The sequence below is a fragment of the Paenibacillus sp. SAF-068 genome, from assembly GCF_051967555.1.
Taxonomy (GTDB): Bacteria; Bacillota; Bacilli; order Paenibacillales; family Paenibacillaceae; genus Paenibacillus.
Genome location: NZ_JBQCJX010000007.1, coordinates 139,135 through 161,329 on the forward strand (window position 1 = coordinate 139,135; position 22,195 = coordinate 161,329).

The 22,195-nt window shown below is 48.1% G+C and carries 17 protein-coding genes; 1 reads left to right on the forward strand and 16 read right to left on the reverse strand.

From position 1 onward, the window contains the following. Nucleotides 1-280 precede the first annotated feature (280 nt). Complete coding sequence (locus ACTHPG_RS25630) at nucleotides 281-1,249, forward strand: hypothetical protein (RefSeq protein WP_440392201.1); 969 nt, start codon at nucleotides 281-283, stop codon at nucleotides 1,247-1,249. A gap of 127 nt (nucleotides 1,250-1,376) precedes the next feature. Here the strand turns inward: ACTHPG_RS25630 and ACTHPG_RS25635 are convergent, their stop codons facing one another. The 16 genes from ACTHPG_RS25635 to purQ all read right to left on the reverse strand — a co-directional run bounded on the left by ACTHPG_RS25635 (nucleotide 1,377) and on the right by purQ (nucleotide 22,192). Beyond that, a complete protein-coding gene (locus tag ACTHPG_RS25635) occupies nucleotides 1,377-1,964 on the reverse strand; it encodes a GNAT family N-acetyltransferase (RefSeq protein ID WP_440392202.1) in 588 nt (195 codons plus the stop codon). Nucleotides 1,965-2,014: 50 nt separating this feature from the next. Next, nucleotides 2,015-3,307 (reverse strand): threonine ammonia-lyase IlvA, encoded by a 1,293-nt coding sequence (gene ilvA, locus ACTHPG_RS25640; RefSeq protein ID WP_440392203.1) that lies wholly within the window; start codon nucleotides 3,305-3,307, stop codon nucleotides 2,015-2,017. 63 nt (nucleotides 3,308-3,370) lie between these two features. Next, the gene (locus ACTHPG_RS25645) at nucleotides 3,371-4,261 is read right to left on the reverse strand and encodes an alpha/beta hydrolase (protein WP_440392204.1); all 891 of its coding nucleotides are present in this window, start codon (nucleotides 4,259-4,261) and stop codon (nucleotides 3,371-3,373) included. Between the two features lie 369 nt (nucleotides 4,262-4,630). Then, nucleotides 4,631-6,922, reverse strand: a complete 2,292-nt coding sequence (locus tag ACTHPG_RS25650) for a beta-glucosidase family protein (RefSeq protein WP_440392206.1) — start codon at nucleotides 6,920-6,922, stop codon at nucleotides 4,631-4,633. A gap of 216 nt (nucleotides 6,923-7,138) precedes the next feature. Next, complete coding sequence (locus ACTHPG_RS25655; RefSeq protein ID WP_440392229.1) at nucleotides 7,139-7,744, reverse strand: alpha/beta hydrolase; 606 nt, start codon at nucleotides 7,742-7,744, stop codon at nucleotides 7,139-7,141. 14 nt (nucleotides 7,745-7,758) lie between these two features. Further along, on the reverse strand, nucleotides 7,759-8,709 hold the full coding sequence (locus ACTHPG_RS25660) for a ring-cleaving dioxygenase (RefSeq protein WP_440392207.1): 951 nt from the start codon (nucleotides 8,707-8,709) through the stop codon (nucleotides 7,759-7,761). A 257-nt stretch (nucleotides 8,710-8,966) separates the two neighbouring features. Continuing rightward, on the reverse strand, nucleotides 8,967-10,049 hold the full coding sequence (locus ACTHPG_RS25665; protein ID WP_440392208.1) for a hemolysin family protein: 1,083 nt from the start codon (nucleotides 10,047-10,049) through the stop codon (nucleotides 8,967-8,969). A gap of 242 nt (nucleotides 10,050-10,291) precedes the next feature. Beyond that, complete coding sequence (locus ACTHPG_RS25670) at nucleotides 10,292-11,629, reverse strand: hemolysin family protein (protein WP_440392209.1); 1,338 nt, start codon at nucleotides 11,627-11,629, stop codon at nucleotides 10,292-10,294. Between the two features lie 716 nt (nucleotides 11,630-12,345). After that, nucleotides 12,346-13,611, reverse strand: a complete 1,266-nt coding sequence (gene purD, locus ACTHPG_RS25675) for a phosphoribosylamine--glycine ligase (RefSeq protein WP_440392210.1) — start codon at nucleotides 13,609-13,611, stop codon at nucleotides 12,346-12,348. Nucleotides 13,612-13,741: 130 nt separating this feature from the next. Further along, complete coding sequence (gene purH, locus ACTHPG_RS25680; protein WP_440392211.1) at nucleotides 13,742-15,289, reverse strand: bifunctional phosphoribosylaminoimidazolecarboxamide formyltransferase/IMP cyclohydrolase; 1,548 nt, start codon at nucleotides 15,287-15,289, stop codon at nucleotides 13,742-13,744. 293 nt (nucleotides 15,290-15,582) lie between these two features. Next, nucleotides 15,583-16,200, reverse strand: a complete 618-nt coding sequence (purN, locus tag ACTHPG_RS25685) for a phosphoribosylglycinamide formyltransferase (RefSeq protein WP_440392212.1) — start codon at nucleotides 16,198-16,200, stop codon at nucleotides 15,583-15,585. Then, nucleotides 16,200-17,240, reverse strand: a complete 1,041-nt coding sequence (purM, locus tag ACTHPG_RS25690) for a phosphoribosylformylglycinamidine cyclo-ligase (protein WP_440392213.1) — start codon at nucleotides 17,238-17,240, stop codon at nucleotides 16,200-16,202. Before purM ends, purN begins: the two co-directional genes overlap by 1 nt. Nucleotides 17,241-17,371: 131 nt before the next feature. Beyond that, entirely contained in the window at nucleotides 17,372-17,815 is a 444-nt protein-coding gene (locus ACTHPG_RS25695; RefSeq protein WP_440392215.1) for an immunity 26/phosphotriesterase HocA family protein, read from the reverse strand. Between the two features lie 3 nt (nucleotides 17,816-17,818). After that, nucleotides 17,819-19,297 carry an amidophosphoribosyltransferase gene (gene purF / locus ACTHPG_RS25700; RefSeq protein WP_440392216.1) on the reverse strand — a complete coding sequence of 493 codons (1,479 nt, stop codon included), beginning with the start codon at nucleotides 19,295-19,297 and terminating at the stop codon, nucleotides 17,819-17,821. Further along, on the reverse strand, nucleotides 19,282-21,525 hold the full coding sequence (gene purL, locus ACTHPG_RS25705) for a phosphoribosylformylglycinamidine synthase subunit PurL (RefSeq protein ID WP_440392217.1): 2,244 nt from the start codon (nucleotides 21,523-21,525) through the stop codon (nucleotides 19,282-19,284). Before purL ends, purF begins: the two co-directional genes overlap by 16 nt. Beyond that, nucleotides 21,503-22,192, reverse strand: a complete 690-nt coding sequence (purQ, locus tag ACTHPG_RS25710; protein WP_440392218.1) for a phosphoribosylformylglycinamidine synthase subunit PurQ — start codon at nucleotides 22,190-22,192, stop codon at nucleotides 21,503-21,505. Before purQ ends, purL begins: the two co-directional genes overlap by 23 nt. Nucleotides 22,193-22,195 lie beyond the last annotated feature (3 nt).

Here is a 22,195-nt window from a genome sequence, read left to right on the forward strand (position 1 = left end):
CCATTCTCGCAATTAGTTAACATCGAAATAGATTCGCTGTTCTTTCATTAATTCCTGTATTTACCTGTGCACATCTAAGACGTTCAGATCACCTCAAAAGTTTCCAGTTGTACAAAAAATATTTTCGCAGAAATCTCCCTCTATCTTCCACCCTCCAAAAGTTAAAAATAACAGAAGAATTTGTCACCATTCCGCAACCCTATCCGTCCTCAAGTACGTTAATGTATAGTGACTAGTGAACAACGCCTATCATTTTCTTAACTACGGGAGGTTCATATCTATGACATCATCGTTCCAATCTGCCAAACGTAAAGGCACACGCACCTTCATTACCGCCACCGCCATCCTCATGCTGCTACAAACGGCTGTCGCTCCATTATCCGGAGTCGCTGCTGCCGCTTCTTCCAGTACAGAATCCAAAGTCACGACTGCCAGTTCAACAAAGATATATCAAACATTTCAGTCCATGCTCTACAAAAAGAACGGCTTACCTACCGCAGATACCTATCTGGAATCTCATATCAAAAAAGTAACAAAGCATCACGCCACCCTGATGGTGCTTCAATTGGAGAATGCTCGCATGCAGGCGCTAAGCGCCATGACGGACCGCCTGCTCGTTCCTAACGTTCAGGACAAGATGATCAAGGCTTACAAGTTGAATGATAGCTTCACCAAACTTATGGAGCGTACCCAGGACTCGGATCTACGTGCACTGTTAAAAGAAGCCCGTGACAGCGGCTACCGCCTCGTCATGCTTGAAGGTTCTCTTTATCCAATCATGAACTATATGGCTTTTCAGAAATATATCTCGTACGTGAAGCCGGACATCAAACAATACATTAATATCATGGCAGTCGAAACCAGCAACCTTGCCGCCGATGATGGTGCACTGGTTATTGGCTATCAGGAGATACTCAATCGCGCTTTGAATCAGGAACGATTCCTGAATGAATATCCGAAGTCCAATCGGGTAAAACAAGTGAACAACCTCATGAATAACTATACCTTGTATACGTTTTATGGGCTGAACAATACACCGCTGTTTGATTATGAAACGAACAAAATGACAGCCAATGCCCAGAAAGGTTACAAAGCTGTCTTACAACGTAACTCATCCGAAGACAGTGCCTTCCTGACCAAGCTCGAAAAGTTCATGGACGTCGTAACCGAAGCCAATTTCGACAAAACGGCTGCTGTCGAGAAATGGCTGGAGCAGCATGTACCTGTCAGTGACTATGCCAATTATTGAGTTAATCCGCTCCTGCTCAAATTAACGTTGAGGTCTACATTCAAGCTAAGGTACAACATAGCATTACGACAAAAAAACCGCCGCAGGATCTCCCCTGTAGCGGTTTTTTTGGTTCTGGTTCCTTGCTTTATTGAATCGGTTTGACCATATGACTATACTCATGTCCTGCGATGACAATCACATCGTCTTTGACATATCCCTGCCGTTCATAGAGCATTAGCGCACGGCCGTTGTCCCGTTCTACAATCAGAGATACCTGGGAGTGACCCAGATCCCTGCCCTGCTGCTCAAAAGCAGCCATCAGTGCCCGACCGATGCCCTGCCCCTGAACCGCTTCACTTACGGAGAGAGTATCCAGATAATACTCACCCGGACGGGTTTCCTTGACCAATGCATACTTCTCTTCCCGGCTTCGTCCAGGGCGATTCAGTATCGGCTGATCCAGCCGATCCGCTTCACCGCCATCATAGGCTACGAGAATTCCCACGACCAACCCATCCTGGTCCATCACTGTTACGTGACGATAACTAATCCGATTGTCTTCCTGTACATAGAACTCCTGCAAAATCTGCATTGCCTGATCATGATCCGCCTCACCCGCGAGCGAGTAAGCAATATCTCCTATCGCCTGAACCAACAATGGAATGACCTGATCTGCATCTTCTATGCGTGCTTGTCTGATCAGAGGTGAGGTCTCGTGGTGATCTGCTTGCATACTTAGTTTCACCTCCGATGGCATGCCTGACTGCATCTTGGAATAATTCATCAGATTAACATGTTGAACAGATTCAGGTTTTTGTTCAGCTCAGTATAGGCGATACCTTTGCGGTTCATACGCTCAATGAGCGGTTGGTAATCTTCCTTGTACATCAGCTCAATGCCCACCAAGGCAGGGCCATTTTCCTTATCATGCTTTTTCGTATATTCAAACCGGGTGATATCATCATTCTTCCCTAGAACTTCCTCCAGGAATTCACGTAGAGCTCCTGCACGCTGCGGGAAATTAACCATGAAATAATATTTCAGACCTTCATAGATCAAGGAACGTTCCTTAATTTCCTGCATCCGGTCGATATCGTTGTTCCCGCCACTAATGACACAGACTACCGTCTTGCCCACAATTTGCTCACGATACTGCTCCAATGCCGCAACAGCCAAGGAACCGGCGGGCTCAACCACGATTGCATTCTCATTATAAAGTTCCAGAATGGTTGTGCAGGCTTTGCCTTCAGGCACCTTCACAATGTCATCAAGTATACTGCTGCAGATATCATAGGTCAGATCACCAACCCGTTTCACCGCTGCACCATCCACGAATTTATCGATATCATCCAGTGTTACAACCTGTTTGCGGAACATCGCCTCACTCATGGAAGCTGCCCCAAGCGGCTCAACACCGATGATGTGTGTCTCTGGACTCACGGTTTTCATGTAGGTCCCCACGCCGGCTGCCAGCCCTCCGCCACCAATCGTAACAAACACATAGTCCGCATTCTCATCGAGACTTTCCATGATTTCCATCGCTACCGTACCATTACCTGCAATAATCTTCGGTTGATCAAAAGGATGGATAAACGTCATGCCCTGTTCGTCACATGCACGCATCGCTTCTGCATAAGCATCATCATACGTATCCCCGATCAGCACCACTTCAACGTTGTTACCGCCAAAGCGTCGTACCTGCTTCACCTTCTGGTTCGGGGTTGTACTCGGCATGAAGATTTTGCCGTTAATTCCGAGGGCATTACAGCTAAAAGCGACACCCTGAGCATGGTTGCCCGCACTTGCACAGACAATACCCTTCTCCATCTCGGCTGGTGTCAGGCTGCGAATCATATTATAGGCACCCCGAATTTTGAACGAGCGCACCACTTGAAGGTCTTCCCTTTTCAAATACACATTACAGTTATATTTGGCCGACAATACAGCGTCCCGCTGCAACGGCGTTCTTACAATGACCTCACGCAGCACATGATGTGCGCGCACGATATCTTCCATGCCAACACTGGCACGACCGGGACTTGTGGTTCCCGTTGGTTCTTGTTCAACTGGTTTCATGTTGTCTCCACACTCCGCTTTTATGGTCTAGCAATGTCGCGCACTGCTTTTCTTTGTATTGTATCACTTTTGTTCTGTTCTTGCGCCTGAGCTTACATCATTTATCATTCGTACAATTTCATCGATAATGACCTGAGGGTCTGTATATATAACCATATGTCCCGATTGATCGGCCCCAATCCATCTTGCATTGGATAGCTGGCTCACCGTCTGGTGGTGCGCCTTGATGAGCGCAGGTCTGATTTTCCCCTCTCCCTTACCCGGTTTCGTACCCGAGATCACGCTGACTTCCAGATCACCCAGAGCTGGCGGATGCTCCAACAATGCTGCCATGTCATTCAGAAATGTTTTGCCTTCCGCAAGCATCGTGCTGGCTGCCCTTACAGTAAAATCCTCTTTGAGATGATCCGTCGCCACATCCGCAGGCTGAATGCTTCCCGCTTTGCTGCCGAGCAACTTGTATAAACCCGTACGTGCCATGATTGGAATAAGGAAACCATTGATGGCAAAGCTCTTCTTGGCCGTTTTCGAAAAATACAGTTCGCAATGCTCATCTGATGGGTCCACCAGAATAATGCCTCGTAATCGAGACAAATGTGCAGACGCCGCAGCCCGCACAATCGGACCTCCCCAGCTATGTCCAACCAGAATAAATGGGCCGGAGCCCAACGCAGTCAGCAGTTCCCCAAGATCCCCTGCAATCCGTTCAAGGCTACGGGGAGCCGAGTCCACATCACTTCGTCCCGCCCCTGCCCTGTCATATACGACGGCGCGTGCATGCTCAGCAATGGCTGGTGCAACTAATCCCCAGTTCGATCTGGAGGCACCCATACCGGATTCAAACACAACCGTAAGTTTTCCTGTTCCTCTGGACATATAATGTAATTTGCGACCATCGCGGGTCTTCACAAACGTACTTGAGCCAAACGTATGTGAGCTAGAGTTAGGATTCATATTCCCCTCCTGATTACAAGCATAGTCATCTTTCACCGATCTAATTGAAAATGATTATCAATTACTCCATTATAGAATAATCCATCCTCTACCACAACCATGTTGCTTCATCAGTGTTACAGCCGTCCTGTCGTTTCTATCACTTTCTGTTGCGTTGCATGGATTATCCTATCCCACCGTTCCTTTCCCCTCTTTTCCCTTATGCAAAAAGAAAACCCGATCCATGATCGGATCGGGTAACTGTACCAGCCACTATGCGGCTGGCCCTCATATACACATTCTTGTTGCTTCGTGCTCAAGTCCTGCACGGATTGCACAGTCACTCCATCCAAGAATGGACGAATATTCGACTTAGAGCGGCTACTCCCCTTATCCACGAATACCATGATCCTTGTTGTTCAGCTGCTCCAGAAGCTCATTCATCGCTTCCTCCGTCATAGCCCCACCGCTAAACGCTACCAGTGCACGCAGCGGCATATATTTCATCATCGCATCCATCATATCCGCATGATCACCCGCATCATCACCACCAAATCCACTAGCCTCCTGGAATTGTTGCAAAGCCTGTTCGAGCAGCTTTTTATGGGCGGGATCACGCTGGATATCTCCCAATGTGCTATTACGCGTATAAGTTGGAAGGAATGTCGCTGTAGACTCTACGTTCACACGTGTGTGCACATGAATATCCCGGGAGGAGCTGCCTACCTGAATCTCGAACTCTCCGGTCTCCACATGCCAGTCTTTCATATCCACATTGTAATAGGCGAATGAACGCTTGCTTAATGTAAAGCTCACTACTTTTGACTCTCCAGCATCAAGAGCCACTTTGGCAAAAGCTTTCAGTTCTTTGACTGGACGAATAACTGTGCTCTCTACATCACTGACATACAGCTGGACAATCTCCTTGCCCGCTCTGTCACCAGTATTGGTGACCCGGACATGTACATTTACCTCATCCTGATCGGTCAGTTCTGTACGATCTACCTCCAGATCAGCATATTCAAATGTTGTATAACTCAGTCCATAACCAAACGGGAACAGGGGCTCCAGCTCTTTTTTGTCATAATAGCGGTAACCCACAAAGATGCCTTCCCGATAATCGACACGATCTCCTTCGCCCGGGAAATTCAGATAAGATGGATTATGGCTGAGTTTGGCAGGAAATGTCTCTGCCAGTTTACCGGATGGATTCACCTCTCCATACAACAGATCAGCTATCGCTCCACCAACCGCCTGTCCACCAAGATACGCTTCGAGCACCGCTTGCACCTTTGGCAGCCAAGGCATCTCCACTGGAGATCCATTGCTCAACACCACGACGACGCGTGATTGCACCTTCGCAATCTCTTCAATTAGCCGAATATGATTGTCAGGCAGGCGCAGATGGGCTCGATCATACCCTTCGGATTCATAACGGTCCGGCAATCCTACAAACACCACGGAGGTATCCGCCGACTTCGCTGCCTGGACAGCCTCATGCATTAATGTATCATCCACATCATCGGCTTCAATCCGATAACCCGGGGCATAAGTGAAGGTTACACCTTCGCCAGCCACCCGTGTCATCTCTTCCACAATATCATCCACTTTGGTCGGATTAATGTGGGAACTGCCACCGCCCTGGAAGCGAGGTTTACGCGCAAATGCCCCGATTAACGCCACTTTTCCTTCACGCCCCAGCGGCAGAAGACCCTCTTCATTTTTCAGCAAAACCATACTCTCGGCGGCCACCTTGCGCGCAAGTTGGTGATGCTCATCCTTGTTATATGTGGCCCCATCTTGTTTTTGATCAACCGCATTGAAGATCAGCGTAAGCAGACGCTCCACCGCCCGATCCAGCTTGTCCAGCGGCAATTTTCCACTCTCTACAGCATCGATCACTTTACGCTCACCGATTCCACCGCTTGTTGGCATCTCCAGTTCAAGTCCTGCTGCAAGGGCGTCTGCACGTTCATTAACCGCGCCCCAGTCTGATACCACAAGACCTTCGTGTCCCCATTCGTCTTTCAGGATATCCGTCAGCAACCATTCATTCTCACCTGCATACGTGCCGTTCACCTTGTTGTAGGAACACATCACCGTCCACGGCTGTCCATCCTTCACCGCACCTTCGAAGCTCGCCAGATAAATCTCGCGCAGCGTCCGTTCATCCACCACCGCATCAATCGACATGCGCCGTTCTTCCTGATTATTGACTGCAAAGTGTTTGAGAGACGTACCCACACCCTGACTCTGCACACCCTGAATATGACCCGTAGCCATCTGCGTGGATAACAACGGATCTTCGGAAAAGTATTCAAAATTACGCCCGCCCAGCGGAGAACGTTTAATATTCACACCCGGCCCAAGCAGTACCGCTACATCCTCGGCCTGACATTCCTCACCCAAGGCTACTCCGACCTGACGCGCCAGATCCTTGTCCCATGAACTAGCCAGTCCTGCCGCAGACGGGAAACAGGTTGCGGGCACGCTCGACGTCAGACCCAGATGATCTGCACTGCCATCCTGCTTCCGCAGCCCATGAGGTCCATCCGTCACCATGATGGATGGAATGCCAAGACGCTCCACCCCTTTCAAATGCCAAAAGTCCAGTCCCGAGCACATACCCGCTTTTTCCTCCAGTGTCATCCGCTGTACCAGTTCCTTAATGTTACGTTCCACATTAACCCCTCCAGTTCATGATGTCGTGCATAGCTATATAAACAAGCATACAAGGTTATCTAACACACATTCAAATGTTTACCCGGTTAGTACCGTTTACATAACACCAGTCAATCATTTCCTCTGCCTATTGATGATCAGCTAAAAATGGAAAAACAGCCCGATCTTCACGATCAGGCTGTCTCTAACTGTTTCATAACCGTCGATTCACCCAATTTACGCCTGTGTCTTAAACCAAGCTGCCGCAGCTTCTGCCTCGGTACGCGTTAGTTGATGACCCTGACGCTCCCAGTGCATGGTTACATCGGCACCTGCACCGCTGAGCAGCGAAGCGAGTTCCTCGGTTTCACGTCTTGGTACAATCGGATCGTTCTCGCCTGCACCAATAAACACAGGCAGACCTTTCAGACCCGGCAATTCCAGACCGCGCAGCGGTACCATTGGATGATGCAGAATTGCACCTTTGAATACATCCGCTTGATGGAAGATTAGACTTGCCGCAATGTTGGCACCGTTAGAGTAGCCCAGTGCATAAACGTTCGACCGATCGAAACCGTATTCCACTGCAGCTGCATCTACAAAAGATCCCAACTCTGCCGTACGAGCAATCAGATCTTCTTCATCAAAAATACCTTCGGCCAAGCGGCGGAAGAAACGGGGCATCCCGTTCTCCGATACGTTACCTCGTACTCCAAGTATGCCAGCTCCTGGCGCAATCATCTCCGCAAGACCGATCAGATCATTCTCGGTTCCCCCTGTGCCATGAAGCAACAGGATGGTTGGCGCATCCGCCTGTGCACCTGCTTTATAGATATGTTTCATTGTATTGGTTGTGGTCATGATTTGGACTCTCCCTTCCATTCACGTACTTCAATTCGTGGCAACAATTGTTCAATCTGCTCGCGCTGTGGTTCATACCATTCAGGCAACATCAGTTTCTCGCCCATGCTCTCTGCTGGTTCATCCCGTGCAAATCCCGGAGGATCTGTAGCCAATTCAAACAGTATGCCTCCCGGCTCCCGGAAATACACAGCATTGAAGTATTGACGGTCAATGACTGGTGTTGGATGATATCCGGATTGTTCAAGATCCTTTTGGATTTGTTCATGCTCGGTATAATCTTTCGCACGCCATGCAATATGGTGAACCGTTCCGGCTCCGCCAATCCCGCGTTGGATGCCTGTAGACTGAATATCGATGATCTGACCGATATCGCCGCTTGCCTGGAGACGAAGCAGTCCGTTCTCTTCACCGACCTGCTCCAGACCCAGTTTGCTCACTAATACGTCCATGGTTTTCTCAGGAACATGACTGAACAGTACCGCACCGCCGAATCCTTTGATGGCATGCTCCGGTGTCACACCGTTGAACGTCCAGTTGCTTGGCTGACCACCTTCGCGCTCTACCAGTTCAAGCAACAGGCCGCCTTTGTCGAAGAAACGGATGTACTGCTCACCGAATCTGGTTTTATTTTCATATGGAATATCAAAGGATGCAAGACGTTCTTTCCAGAAAGGCAGGCTTCCCACCGGAACCGCATATACGGTTACTCCAGTCTGACCTGACCCAATGACACCTCTTCTTGAATTCTGCTGCGGGAAGAAGGTGATGATTGTGCCCGGTGCACCCTTCTCATTCCCGTAATACAAGTGATACACGTCCGGTGCATCAAAGTTAATTGTTTTTTTCACCAGTCTGAGGCCCAACACACCTGCGTAAAAATCAACGTTTTTCTGTGCATCGTCTACAAAAGCTGTAATATGATGGATTCCTGAAGTTCTGAACATAATCTCCACTCCCTTGGTTTTAGTAATATCATAAGTTAGATGTGCTTCTTTTATTTATTGTATTGATTTTCGGTATTTATCTTTAAATTAAGATTCTTTAAATTTATATTAATCCATTGGACTACAATATGCAAGCATTTATTTTAAAATTAAGATGTAAACCAAAAAAACAGGCCCCGATTACACCGGGAACCTGTTTATCGTTACTACAATTACATTGCTTCGCTAATTCTGTAATGTCTTTTTCGCATTGCTTGTTAAACCAATTTCATTCTTTTTGGAGGGTTCACCAAATCTTTGTGCTCGTATTCATCCTTGATATCTCCGACAATCTCTTCAAGGATATCCTCCATCGTAACCATACCTACCGTAACACCTGCCTCGTTTTTCACGGTTGCAATGTGTACACGGCTTTGCTGCATCTGGATCAGCACGTCCTTGATCGGAGAGCGCTCGGAGAAACTCGGCGTATTATGGACAAATGTCTCCATATTAAAGGCACGGCCTGCAGCCACACTTGTCAGCATTTCTTTCGTGTTGATGAAACCAACAAAATGCGTCTGATCTCCATTTGCAATAACAGGATATCTCGTGTATTCATGTCGATTCAGCGTCTCAATGATCTGATCAAGTGGCATTTCTTTATTCAAGGTAACGATTTTATCTCTTGGAATCATGATCTCCTGAAGCAAACGCTCATCAAAAGCAAAAATGTTTTTCAGATAGTCCAGCTCTGTCTGGTTGATCTCGCCACTCTCATAGCTCTGTGCCATAATCAGCTTCAGCTCTTCTTCCGAGTGAACGGTATCATGCCCGGCAGGTTTTACACCAAATATGCCAAGCAACAGACGTGCAGCTCCATTCAACGCATAGATGAACGGATTCATGATTTTACCGAACCAGTACAATGGTGGTGCCAGCAACAGCGTCATTCTCTCTGCAAACTGAATCGCCAGTGTTTTCGGTGCCAATTCACCAATAACCACGTGCAGGAACGTAATGATTGCCAGCGCAATACCATAGGAAAGCACAGTAGACAACGCCGCAGGCACTTCCATGCGTTCAAATAGCGGGTGCAGCATTTTCTCAACGGTAGGTTCACCCAAGGCTCCCAATACCAGTGCCGTGATGGTAATCCCCAATTGACACGCAGACAGATAATAATCCAGGTTGTGCGCCACTTTTTTGGCGAGTACTGCCTTTTTATTGCCTTCCAAGATCAATTGATCGATTCGGGACATCCGTACTTTAAGAATTGCAAATTCGGCTCCAACGAAAAAGGCTGTCAGACCTATAAATACAGCTACTAAAAATAAATTCAAGGCTATTATTCCGTCCAATGATTTCCCTCAGGTTGAGGGATTCACCTCCATTAAAATTTAAAATAAGGTTGCACGAGTGACGTTCCGGTGACGGCTCGTTCTTCCAATCGCCATTGCCTCCCAATTTCGCTGATTGTTGTTTTCAGTGGTTTAAAATTGGTTTGCAAACGCGAACGCTGCGCTTCTTCAGAATCGATTCCGTCCCCTACACTGATACGTTGTCAAAAATATTTGAAGTTTCACAAGATTCTCGGCTAAAATTACGCCAGATCGCTAGCTGCTTCCTCAACCTCAGCGCCGCTCACTCGTTCCAGGAGCACTTGCTTGATGTGATAGTTCTCGGCATCGACAACGGTCCAGACATAATCGCCGTGTTCTACCGTGTCGCCTTTTTCCACACCTACACCCTTCTGGTACTGAATCCATCCGGCCACGGTGTCCATCTCTTCGTTTCCTTCAAAGCTAAGCCCGAACTGCCGCTCCACTTCATCCAAAAGTACCCGACCATTAATGAGATATTGATTCTCTCCGGTCTCCTGGATATCAGCTACCTCATCAGCATCGAATTCATCTCGAATCTCACCGACCAGTTCCTCCAGAATATCCTCCATCGTAATGATTCCCGAAGTACCACCGTATTCATCCACGACTACAGCCATGTGTACACGTTCCTGCTGCATTTTAATCATCGCATCCTGAATCCGTGTAACTTCGGAAACAAACGGAATCTCTCGAACGAACTCGCTTAGTTGATACGATCTTGCGGCAACCATGTCAGGTAAAATCTTTTTCACATTCACAACGCCGATAATGCGGTCTTTGTCCCCATCTTCGATGACAGGGTAACGTGAATAGTTATGTTCATCCAATATAGGAATAATATCGTCATAGGTCATATCCTGATTCAAAGTCACCAGTTCCGTACGTGGAACCATGATGTCTTTGGCATCACGTTCATCGAACACAAATACATTTTCCAGATACGAAAGCTTGGTCTTGTTGTCCTCGTCCCCTTCATAACTCTGGTTCATGATGATTTTGATCTCATCCTCCGAGTAGGCTTGATCATGTCCGGCAGGCTTTACACCGAATCCCCGCAAAATAACACGTGAGGCTCCATTGAGCGCCCAGATGAACGGATACATGATTTTACCAAACCAGTATAACGATGGAGAGAGCATCAACGTCAGTTTTTCAGAAAACTGAATCGCCAACGTTTTGGGTGCCATCTCACCAATAACCACGTGCAAGAACGTGACAAGGATAAAGGCAATTGCATATGAAGCAATGGATGAGATTGAAGCAGGCACATCTAAATAATTGAATACCGGGTATAACAATCTCTCAACCGTCGGTTTTCCGAGTGCTCCCAGTCCCAGAGCAGTGACCGTAATACCGAGCTGACAGGCTGACAGATAATAATCCAGGTCCGAGACAACTTTTTTGGCGAGTACTGCCTTTTTATTGCCTTCAGCGACCAGTTGATCCACTCTTGATGTACGAATTTTGACTACAGCGAACTCCGATGCTACGAAAAATGCAGTCAATGCAATCAAGATAATAAGTAAAGCGATATTCAATATGGTAATTATGTCCAATGATTTCCCCGATTCTCAGGGATTCACCTCCAGAGATAGTTACAGCGTGAGCCGTTAACGGTGTTAACCATTCATCCGCTGTTAGTCTTTCAACACGACGTCTGCCTTATATAAAATCGATTTTAATGATAATTTTTGTATAAGTCTTACGTTTGACCTTGTAAAATTACAAAACAGGAATTCAAGATGAAGTCAATGACTTGCAGAAACTTCTTCATTCAAATCGGGTTACCCCTCATGCTGTCAATTGTTCCTCGCTCAACTCCACCTAGATTCGCCATTTGGACAATTTACAATATCGCCTACCCAATAGATATCCACCTCCCCTCGTACTCATTCCTGTTTCCGAAAAGTATACCATGTTTTCCACTCAACCATCCAGTTGCACGTTATGGTTTGGCACAAGCTTACAGTATAATGTTCACAAATTAGTCTCTATGTATGTTACGGTACTTTAGATAATATGATTGATATTACTTCATAATGTGATATTGTTCACATATTTAGTATAGTCCAATTTATAAAAATACTACCCTGTACTTCAGGGCATTAAACATGCTTGATTCATCTGATTTAATGTCGTTTCGTATCTTCTCTAAGTCTTTTCCCGTATGGACTAGTTCGGCCATTTGCACAGATACATCTATATACGCAGCAAAGAGCCCGCAGGATGCAAATACCTTTCGGTACACATCTTTACGGGCTCTTATGTCAATCTATACGAGTGCTTTAGCAGCAATATCCGTCCGCTGATGTTTGCCATTAAATTGAATATGCTCTGCCTGTGCATAGGCTTTGTTTCTAGCTTCAGCAATGTCAGCCCCAAGGCCAACTACACCCAGGATCCGTCCACCGTTGGTGACCCAGTCTCCCGCTTCATTACGCGCTGTACCTGCGTGGAATACCACGGCATCATTCACCTGATCCAGTCCTTCAATGACTACACCTTTGGCATAAGGACCCGGATAACCTCCGGAAGCAAGCACCACACATACAGCCGCTTCATCGCTCCATTCAATCTCAATGTCTGCCAGCTTGCCATGAACAGTGGCCCAGAAGATATCGAACAAGTCGCTCTTCAGACGTGGCAATACTACCTGCGTCTCTGGATCACCGAATCGTGCGTTGAACTCAATTGTTTTGGGTTTGCCATCGGGCGAGATCATCAGTCCGGCAAACAATACACCCTGGAATGGACGGCCCTCGGATACCATTGCTTTAGCTGTTGGTTTGATAATCGTCTCCACGGCTTCTTCAATAATGGATGCAGGAATATGAGGCAATGGTGAGTATGTACCCATACCGCCTGTGTTTGGCCCCTGATCATTGTCGAATACAGGTTTGTGATCCTGTGCTGCGGCCATCGGACGAACTGTCTCTCCATCCACAAAAGCCAGAATGGACATTTCCTGCCCTGCAAGGAATTCCTCGATGATGACTTTGGCTCCCGCTTCACCAAACACTTTATCCACCATGATGCTGCGAAGTGCCTGATCAGCCTCAGCACGCGAATAAGCTACCGTCACACCTTTACCCGCTGCCAGTCCATCTGCCTTGATGACAACCGGAATGGCTTGTTCATTCAGGTATGCTTGAGCCTGTTCATAGTTATCGAATTTCTCATAGGCTGCCGTTGGAATATTGTATTTATAAAGCAGATCCTTCATGAATGTTTTACTTCCCTCGATCTCTGCTGCATTGCGACGAGGTCCGAATACCGGAATACCAGTGGAGTCAAATGCATCCACGATTCCATCCGCCAGCGGATCATCCGGACCGATAACCACTAATCCCGCTTTAAGCTCTACAGCAAGAGCCGTTAGTTTATCGAATTCATTCACCGCAATGGCATGACACTCAGCGAGCTGCGCAATGCCTGCATTTCCCGGTGCACAATGAATCTTGCCTACCTTCGGACTCTTCGCCAGTGCCCAGATGATTGCATGCTCCCGGCCACCGCCGCCTACTACCAGAATATCCATTCGCTCTGCTCCCCCTCCGTGCATAACTGGATTTATTACATTATTTTGAGATGATAAACCTAAAAAATAGGGGGTGTACCCTAGGTCATAAGTATGACTGGCGACACCCCTTATTTGAACCTTTTACACTCTAGTGTTTGAAGTGACGAACGCCTGTGAAGACCATGGCAATCCCGTATTCATTGGCTACTTTGATGGACTCTTCATCTTTGATTGAACCACCAGGTTGAATTACTGCTGTAATTCCGGCTTTAGCTGCCAGTTCCAGCGTATCACCCATTGGGAAGAACGCATCGGATGCCAGAATAGCGCCTTTTGCTTGCTCGCCAGCTTGCTCAATCGCAATTTTGGCTGCACCCACACGATTCATTTGTCCAGCGCCCACACCTACTGTCATGTCATTCGAAGCCAGTACAATCGCGTTGGATTTCACGTGTTTGACTACTTTCCAGCCGAACAACAGCTGTTTCAGTTCTTCTTCCGATGGTGCACGATCCGTCACCACGTTAAGCTCGCTCGCTTCGATGGAATGTACATCGGACTGCTGCACGATCATACCACCGTCGATGGACGTTACCACGAATTGGCTCTCCCGTTTACGAGCAGCGTTCAGTTCACCCGTTTTGAGCAAACGAATGTTTTTCTTCTTCGTCAGGATATCGAGTGCTTCTTGCGTAAAGTCAGGAGCAAGTACAATTTCCAGGAAAATCTCGCTTAATTTGCTTGCTGTATCGCTGTCGATAATGCGGTTCGCTGCCACAATGCCACCAAAGATCGACGTCGGATCTGCAGCATATGCCTTGCTGTATGCTTCATAGATACTTGCGCCAATGCCCACACCGCATGGGTTCATATGTTTAACCGCAACAACCGCCGGTTCTTCAAATTCTTTGACAATCTGCAATGCTGCGTTCGCATCGTTGATGTTATTGTAAGACAACTCCTTGCCATGCAATTGCTCGGCTGTTGTCAACGTATCTTGAGCCGCCAGCGGTTTGCGGTAGAATGCCGCCTGCTGATGTGGATTTTCGCCATAACGCAAATCCTGGAGTTTTTCGTAAGTAACCGTCAGACGTTCTGGCAGTGGATCACCGTTCAGGTTGGAGAGATAGTCAGAAATAACTGCATCGTAAGCCGCTGTATGGCGGAACACTTTTGCCGCAAGCCGTTTGCGTGTTTCGAGGGTGGTATCGCCATTGCTGCGAACTTCTTCAAGCACCTGGCCATAATCTGCTGTGTCCACAACGACACTAACAAAAGCATGGTTTTTGGCAGCAGAACGAAGCATCGTTGGTCCACCAATATCGATGTTCTCGATCGCGTCTTCATACGTCACATCCGGTTTGGCGATCGTATCTTGGAAGGGGTAGAGGTTTACGACAACGAGGTCAATATAATCCAATCCGTTCTCTTCCATCTGGCGTTTATGCTCTTCGCTGTCACGAACAGCCAGCAACCCACCATGAACTGCCGGATGCAATGTTTTAACACGTCCGTCCATGATCTCCGGGAACCCGGTCACATCCGAAATTCCAATGACAGGTACGCCTTCCTTCGACAACAGGCTGCTTGTACCTCCTGTCGAAATAATCTCCACACCCATTTGCGACAGCTCGCGGCAAAAGTCCACGATGCCTGTTTTATCCCATACGCTGACCAGCGCTCTTTTGATACTCACAATATGCTCCTCCTTTAATGTCCCATGGCTTCGCGTTTCCTGACGAAACACAGCCGATTTATTTCCCGAGAAATATCACAAAATGCGTACCAATATTCGACTTCTGTTATATAAGTGGAACTAAGATGTTTACACGGACACTCCGATGACAGAACAACCTTCCAATCGCTGTTATCCCCAGATTTTTTGATTCCCTTTTCTTAAAGGGAAAATCCGGTGATAAAGGCGAACGCTTCGCTTTTTCAGGTTTTTTCTGTCCTCTCCGTTAATGTGTAAAAAAATTTCAACTTATATCAAACCGGTTTGTTAACAGTGACATGACGTCCATCTAAATGAACCAGACCTTGAGCGAACCAGGAAACAACCTCAGGATATAGCTGCTGTTCGGCTGCATGGATGGAACGGCTGATTGACTCAGGCGTATCCTCTGGCAAAATGGGAACCGGATGCTGAGCAATAATCGGTCCAGTATCCATGCCTCCGTCCACAAAATGCACGGTTACGCCCGTTATTTTCACACCATACTCCAGTGCCTGTCCAATCGCATCTTTACCTGCAAATGCCGGTAGCAAGGACGGGTGAATGTTAATCAAGCGCCCTGCGTAACGATCCACAACAACAGAAGTCAGCAATCTCATATATCCCGCAAGAACGACCAAGTCGATTTTTTTGGATTCAAGCACTTCCACGATTTCAGCCTCATAGGCCTCACGAGAAGCATAATTTTTCGGAGTAAACAGATGACAATCCACGCCTGCGTCCTGTGCCCGCTGCACAACACGAGCAGACGGTTTATCACACACGAGCAGATCTACGGATGCATCCAGCCCACCGTTCCGTACTGCATCGACCAATGACTGAAAGTTAGTCCCTTCACCAGAGGCAAATACAGCTATGCGGTAGTTCACCATTAAACATCCGCTCCCGTGAAGGTTACTCGCGCGTCTCCTTCAGTAACACGTCCAATGATGTACGCTTCTTCACCAGATGCTTTCAGTTGTTGCAGAGCTTCGGTTGCATCTGCTTCATTAACAACCAGTACAAGCCCAACACCCATGTTAAATGTGGTGAACATGTCACGGTTCGAGACAGATCCCTTGTCCTGCAACAGGTTGAAGATCGGCAGGATCGGCCAAGAGCCATAGTCAATATCCACATTGACGTTGCTCGGCAACATACGTGGAATATTCTCGATGAAGCCGCCACCTGTAATGTGAGCCATACCTTTTACTTTTACCTTTTCCAGCAGGGACAACAGGGGTTTAACATAGATCTTCGTCGGCTCCAGCAGGGAATCACCCAGCTTACCACCCAGTTCCGCGACTTCATCATGCAGATCAAGTCCCGCATCTTCCAACAAAAGTCTGCGCACCAGCGAAAATCCGTTACTGTGCACACCGCTGGAAGCCAGTCCAATCACTGTGTCGCCAGGAGCGATGGTTGTACCGTTGATGATCTTCGCTTTGTCCACGATGCCTACCGTGAATCCGGCAATATCGTATTCACCTTCACTATACATGCCTGGCATTTCTGCCGTCTCGCCACCGATCAGCGCACAACCCGATTGATGACAGCCTTCAGCGATACCCGCAACAATAGCTTCGATCTTCTCGGGGATAACTTTGTCACAAGCCAGATAGTCAAGGAAGAAGAGTGGTTCTGCACCCTGTACCACAATGTCGTTCACACACATGGCCACCGCGTCGATTCCGATCGTGTCATGACGATCCATCGCAAATGCAATTTTCAGCTTGGTGCCTACGCCATCCGTACCCGATACAAGCACTGGCTCATCGTATTTATCTTTGTTCAAACCGAACAGGGCACCGAATCCACCCAGATCTGTCATCACTTCCGGACGGAAGGTACGCTTCACGTGTTTTTTCATCCGTTCAACCGCTTCATTACCTGCCGCGATATCGACGCCGGCCTTTTTATATGCTTCAGACACAACCCTCACACCCTTCGTATCTTATAAAAATTGAACTGAATTATTAACTCTTACTATACTTCGATAACAAAACAACCTTCCAATTGCCATTATCTCAAGTTTTTATCGTGTTAATGTCTCGTCCAACCCATCTATCCTTGCTCCATCTCTAACAGATGAATCTGCACCAATTCATACCCGGCTGCGCCTAGCGTATTATACTGGCTATATTCCTCAATCTGGAGGTTACGAATGTACTCATCGCCGCAGTATAAATGCCCTGCACACTGAAACACTCTCAGTTCTTCCTTTTCGGGAGTCAAAGGGATGTTTCCCACGATCTTCCACATTCCGTTTCGGATATTGGCCGGAGAAGTAAATATGACGTTGCTTCTCCGGTTCCCAAAGGAATAGAAGAGAAAATCGCCATCTTCCAACCTTTCGGTTTCGTCACGCTGAATGCTCATCACGCCGAACGAAAATGCCTTTTTGAAACGGTCTTTAAGTGCGCATACCACCTGACATATTGCAAATCGGCCATCCTTCATCGGAATCAAAAATACATCGCCTTCGTTATAGCTCTTTCTCATCCGCATGGATTAACAGCTGCAACCGAATTTTTCTTCGCCACCAAAGTCGAGGCGGGTTGGGTAATCATTATCAAAACATGCGAGGCAAAGCCCGCCTTTTGGATCATTCTGATTATCTCCCTGAATGGATGCGATCAGTCCATCCGGACTGAGGAATGACAGGGAATCCGCATTAATTTCACGGCAGATCTCTTCCACTGACAGCTGTGAGGCAATCAATTCGCGGCTATCAGGCGTATCGATGCCATAGAAACACGGGTTTTTGAAAGGTGGTGATGTAATGCGCACATGAACTTCCGTTGCTCCTGCATCACGCAGCATGTTCACGATCCGCCGGGAAGTGGTTCCCCGTACAATGGAGTCGTCAATCATGACAACTCGTTTGCCTTCCACAACGCGTCGCACGGCGCTCAGCTTCATCTTCACGCCCTGCTCACGCAATTCCTGACTTGGCTGGATAAACGTACGTCCAGTATATTTGTTCTTGATCATACCCATCTCATACGGAATACCCGTTTGCTCCGCATAACCAATGGCCGCTGAGATACTGGAATCTGGTACCCCCGTAACCAAGTCCGCATCCACAAACGACTCAATCGCCATCCGGCTTCCCATCCGTTTACGGGCAGCATGCTGATTCGCACCATTCATATCACTATCTGGACGAGCAAAATATATATATTCCATCGCACATAAAGCCTTGCGGTGTTTGTGATGATCGAAGCGATCTTCATGCAGACCATCGGCATCCAGCACAAGCAGTTCACCAGGTTCAATGTCACGAATTAATTCTGCGCCGATCGTTTCCAACGCACATGTCTCGGATGCAAACAGATACGCATCTCCCAGCTTACCCATCGTCAGCGGACGAAGTCCGTGCGGATCGGAAGCCACGAGAAGCTTGTCGTTGGTCATGATCAGGAACGCATACCCGCCGACAATGCGCTGGAACGCCTCTTTGGCTGCTTCCACAAGCCCTTTGGAGGAACGTGCAATCAGATGCGCAATAACCTCGGTATCACTTGTTGTTTGGAAAATGGAACCGCTCTGCTCCAGCTCACGCCGGATCGTTGGTGCATTCACAATGTTTCCGTTGGTCGCTACCGCCAGATCGCCATCACGGTATTTAAACACCAATGGCTGTGCGTTCGTCAGTTTACTGTCACCACTTGTGGAATACCGGACATGTCCAATGGAAATGTCCCCGGTTAAAGTCTGCATCAGGTCTTTGGTGAAAACTTCCTTCACCAGACCCATGCCGCGATGATAGTTAAACTGGCTGCCATCACTCACACACATGCCTGCACTTTCTTCGCCCCGATGTTGCAGCGCATGCAGTCCATAATAGGAGAGCGAAGCGGCGTCAGGGTGTCTAAACACCCCGAACACGCCGCATTCTTCCTTCAATTTGTCGAGTCCTTCCTTGCCGGACCCTTCATTATAATAATCGCCTGTCCACAACGGTCCTGTCGTCAGTTCATGAGACATGGAATCGCATCCTCCCAGACCTGAGCCAAACCTCCTACAGGTTCGCTCACGGCTGATGTTCCGTTCAATTCAATCGTCAGGTTACTTCCTTCTACACGGCCAATTACAGCTACAGGCACACCACGCTCACGTACAAATGCTTCAAGTTTACCCGCTTGCTCTGGCGTAGCCGACAACAAGATACGGGACTGGCTCTCACTGAACAGGGCGTGATCTGCACGCAGTGCAGTCTCCACATTCACCTGTGCGCCTACATTACCACTGATACAAGATTCCGCGAGTGCTACAGCCAAGCCGCCTTCAGACAAATCATGTGCAGAGCGAACGAGACCGGATTGGATTGCTTCCAGCACCGTGCTGAGCAACGCTTTTTCCGTTTGCAAATTCAGTTCTGGCGGGCGACCTTCAGTCTGACCATGAACCGCGTATTGCAACTCGCTGCCGCCGAGTTCAGCTTTGGTTTCACCGAGGAGGATGATCACATCACCTTCGGATTTGAATGCTTGTGTCGTGATATGATCCGTATCATGAACGAGACCTACCATACCGACAACTGGCGTTGGATAGATGGAGCCTTTGGCGTTTTCGTTGTACAGACTTACGTTACCACCGATGACCGGCGTATCCAGTACACGGCAAGCTTCTGCCATACCGTCTACCGCTTTCTCCATTTGCCAGAAAATATCCGGCTTCTCCGGGTTACCGAAGTTGAGGTTGTCCGTAATTGCCAGTGGCTCTGCACCAGAACATACAATGTTACGCGCAGCTTCACTAACCGCAATTCTTCCACCAACTTCAGGGTCAAGGTATACATAACGTCCATTACAGTCGGTAGTCATCGCGAGACCTTTGCGTGTTCCACGAATCGTAACTACGGCTGCATCCGAACCCGGACGAACGGCAGTGCTTGTACGCACCATGTAGTCGTATTGATCATAGACCCACTTCTTGCTTGCCACCGTTGGCGAAGCGAGCACTTGTTTCAGCGCTCCACCGAGATCCGACACTTCGTCATAACGGAGCGTGTCGATGGAAGCACTGGCTTCATAGTAAGCAGGTACAGAAGAAGGTTTGTCATACACCGGACACTCGTCAACCAGTGCCGTAACTGGCATATCGCCAACCACTTCGCCGTGATGGATCAATTTCAAACGACCATCATCCGTAACTTTACCGACTTTGGCACAGATTACGCCCCAACGTTCAAAGATTTCCATCGCCTGCGCCTCATCCTTCGGCTCAACGACGAACAACATACGCTCCTGAGATTCGGACAGCATCATCTCGTAAGGTGTCATGCCTTCTTCACGTTGCGGTACCTGATCCAGATACAATTCCAGACCATTGCCTGCTTTACTTGCCATCTCCGCACTCGAACATGTTAAGCCCGCAGCACCCATATCCTGAATACCCAGCACGATGCCCGTGTCGATCAATTCCAGACAGGATTCCATGACCAGTTTCTCCATGAACGGATCACCAACCTGAACGGCTGTACGCTGGGACTCGGATTCTTCTGTCAGCTCAACGGATGCAAACGTTGCACCGTGGATACCGTCACGACCTGTTGGTGGCCCAACGTAATACACCGGGTTACCTACACCTTTGGCTACACCGCGCTGAATCTTGTCATGATCAATCAGACCCACACACATGGCATTAACCAGTGGGTTACCTTCGTAGCTCTCGTCAAACATGACTTCACCCGCAACCGTAGGAATACCGATACAGTTACCATATCCCGCAATACCGGCTACGACATGCTCGAACAAATATTTAACGCGATCGCTCTCCAACTTGCCGAAACGCAGGGAGTTCAGCAATGCTACAGGTCTGGCACCCATGGAGAAAATATCACGGATAATGCCGCCCACACCTGTTGCCGCGCCTTGATAAGGTTCTACCGCGGAAGGGTGGTTATGGCTTTCAATTTTGAAAACAACGGCCTGGTTGTCACCGATATCCACGATTCCGGCACCTTCACCAGGTCCCATCAGGACACGAGGGCCACTTGTCGGGAAACGACGCAAGAGCGGTTTGGAGTTTTTGTATGCGCAGTGCTCAGACCACATTACGCTGAATACACCGATTTCCGTGTAATTTGGCTTGCGGCCCATGAACTCACAGATCAGCTCATACTCGCTGTCAGACACGCCCATCTGTGCGTAAAGTTTATGTTCTGCGACCTGTTCTGCTGTAGGTTCCTTAGCGGATAGCTGCTGCGTCATGCCGATCCCTCCATGCTTTCAAAATAGATGTAAACATACGTTTGCCGTCTTCCGAACCTAGCAGTGAGTCTACTGCACGCTCTGGATGCGGCATCATACCGACCACGTTTCCGCCCTCGTTGCAGACTCCCGCGATATCACCCAGGGAACCGTTCGGGTTCGTGCCATACGTAAATACGATCTGGTTGTTCGCTTGCAAACTGGCGAGCGTCTCCTCGTCGCAATAATAGTTGCCTTCACCGTGAGCAATCGGGATGATAATCTCTTCGCCCGGCGCATAATCACGTGTAAATGGAGTATCAGCATTCGCTACTTTCAAGACCGTATCGTGACAACGGAATTTCAGGGATGTGTTACGGATCAAGGCACCTGGAAGCAATCCCGCTTCCGTCAGGATCTGGAATCCGTTGCAAATGCCCAAAATATATTTACCTTGTTCAGCAGCTTTCGCTACCTCGTTCATTACCGGTGCAAAGCGGGAAATCGCTCCACAGCGCAGATAGTCTCCGTAAGAGAAACCACCCGGAACCAGAATACAATCATAAGCCGATAGATCTGTAGCCGTGTGCCATACATAATCAACCTCTTGTCCAATCGCGTCTTCCACTGCCTTGTAACAGTCGATGTCGCAGTTGGAGCCAGGGAACACAAGAACTGCAAATTTCATGAG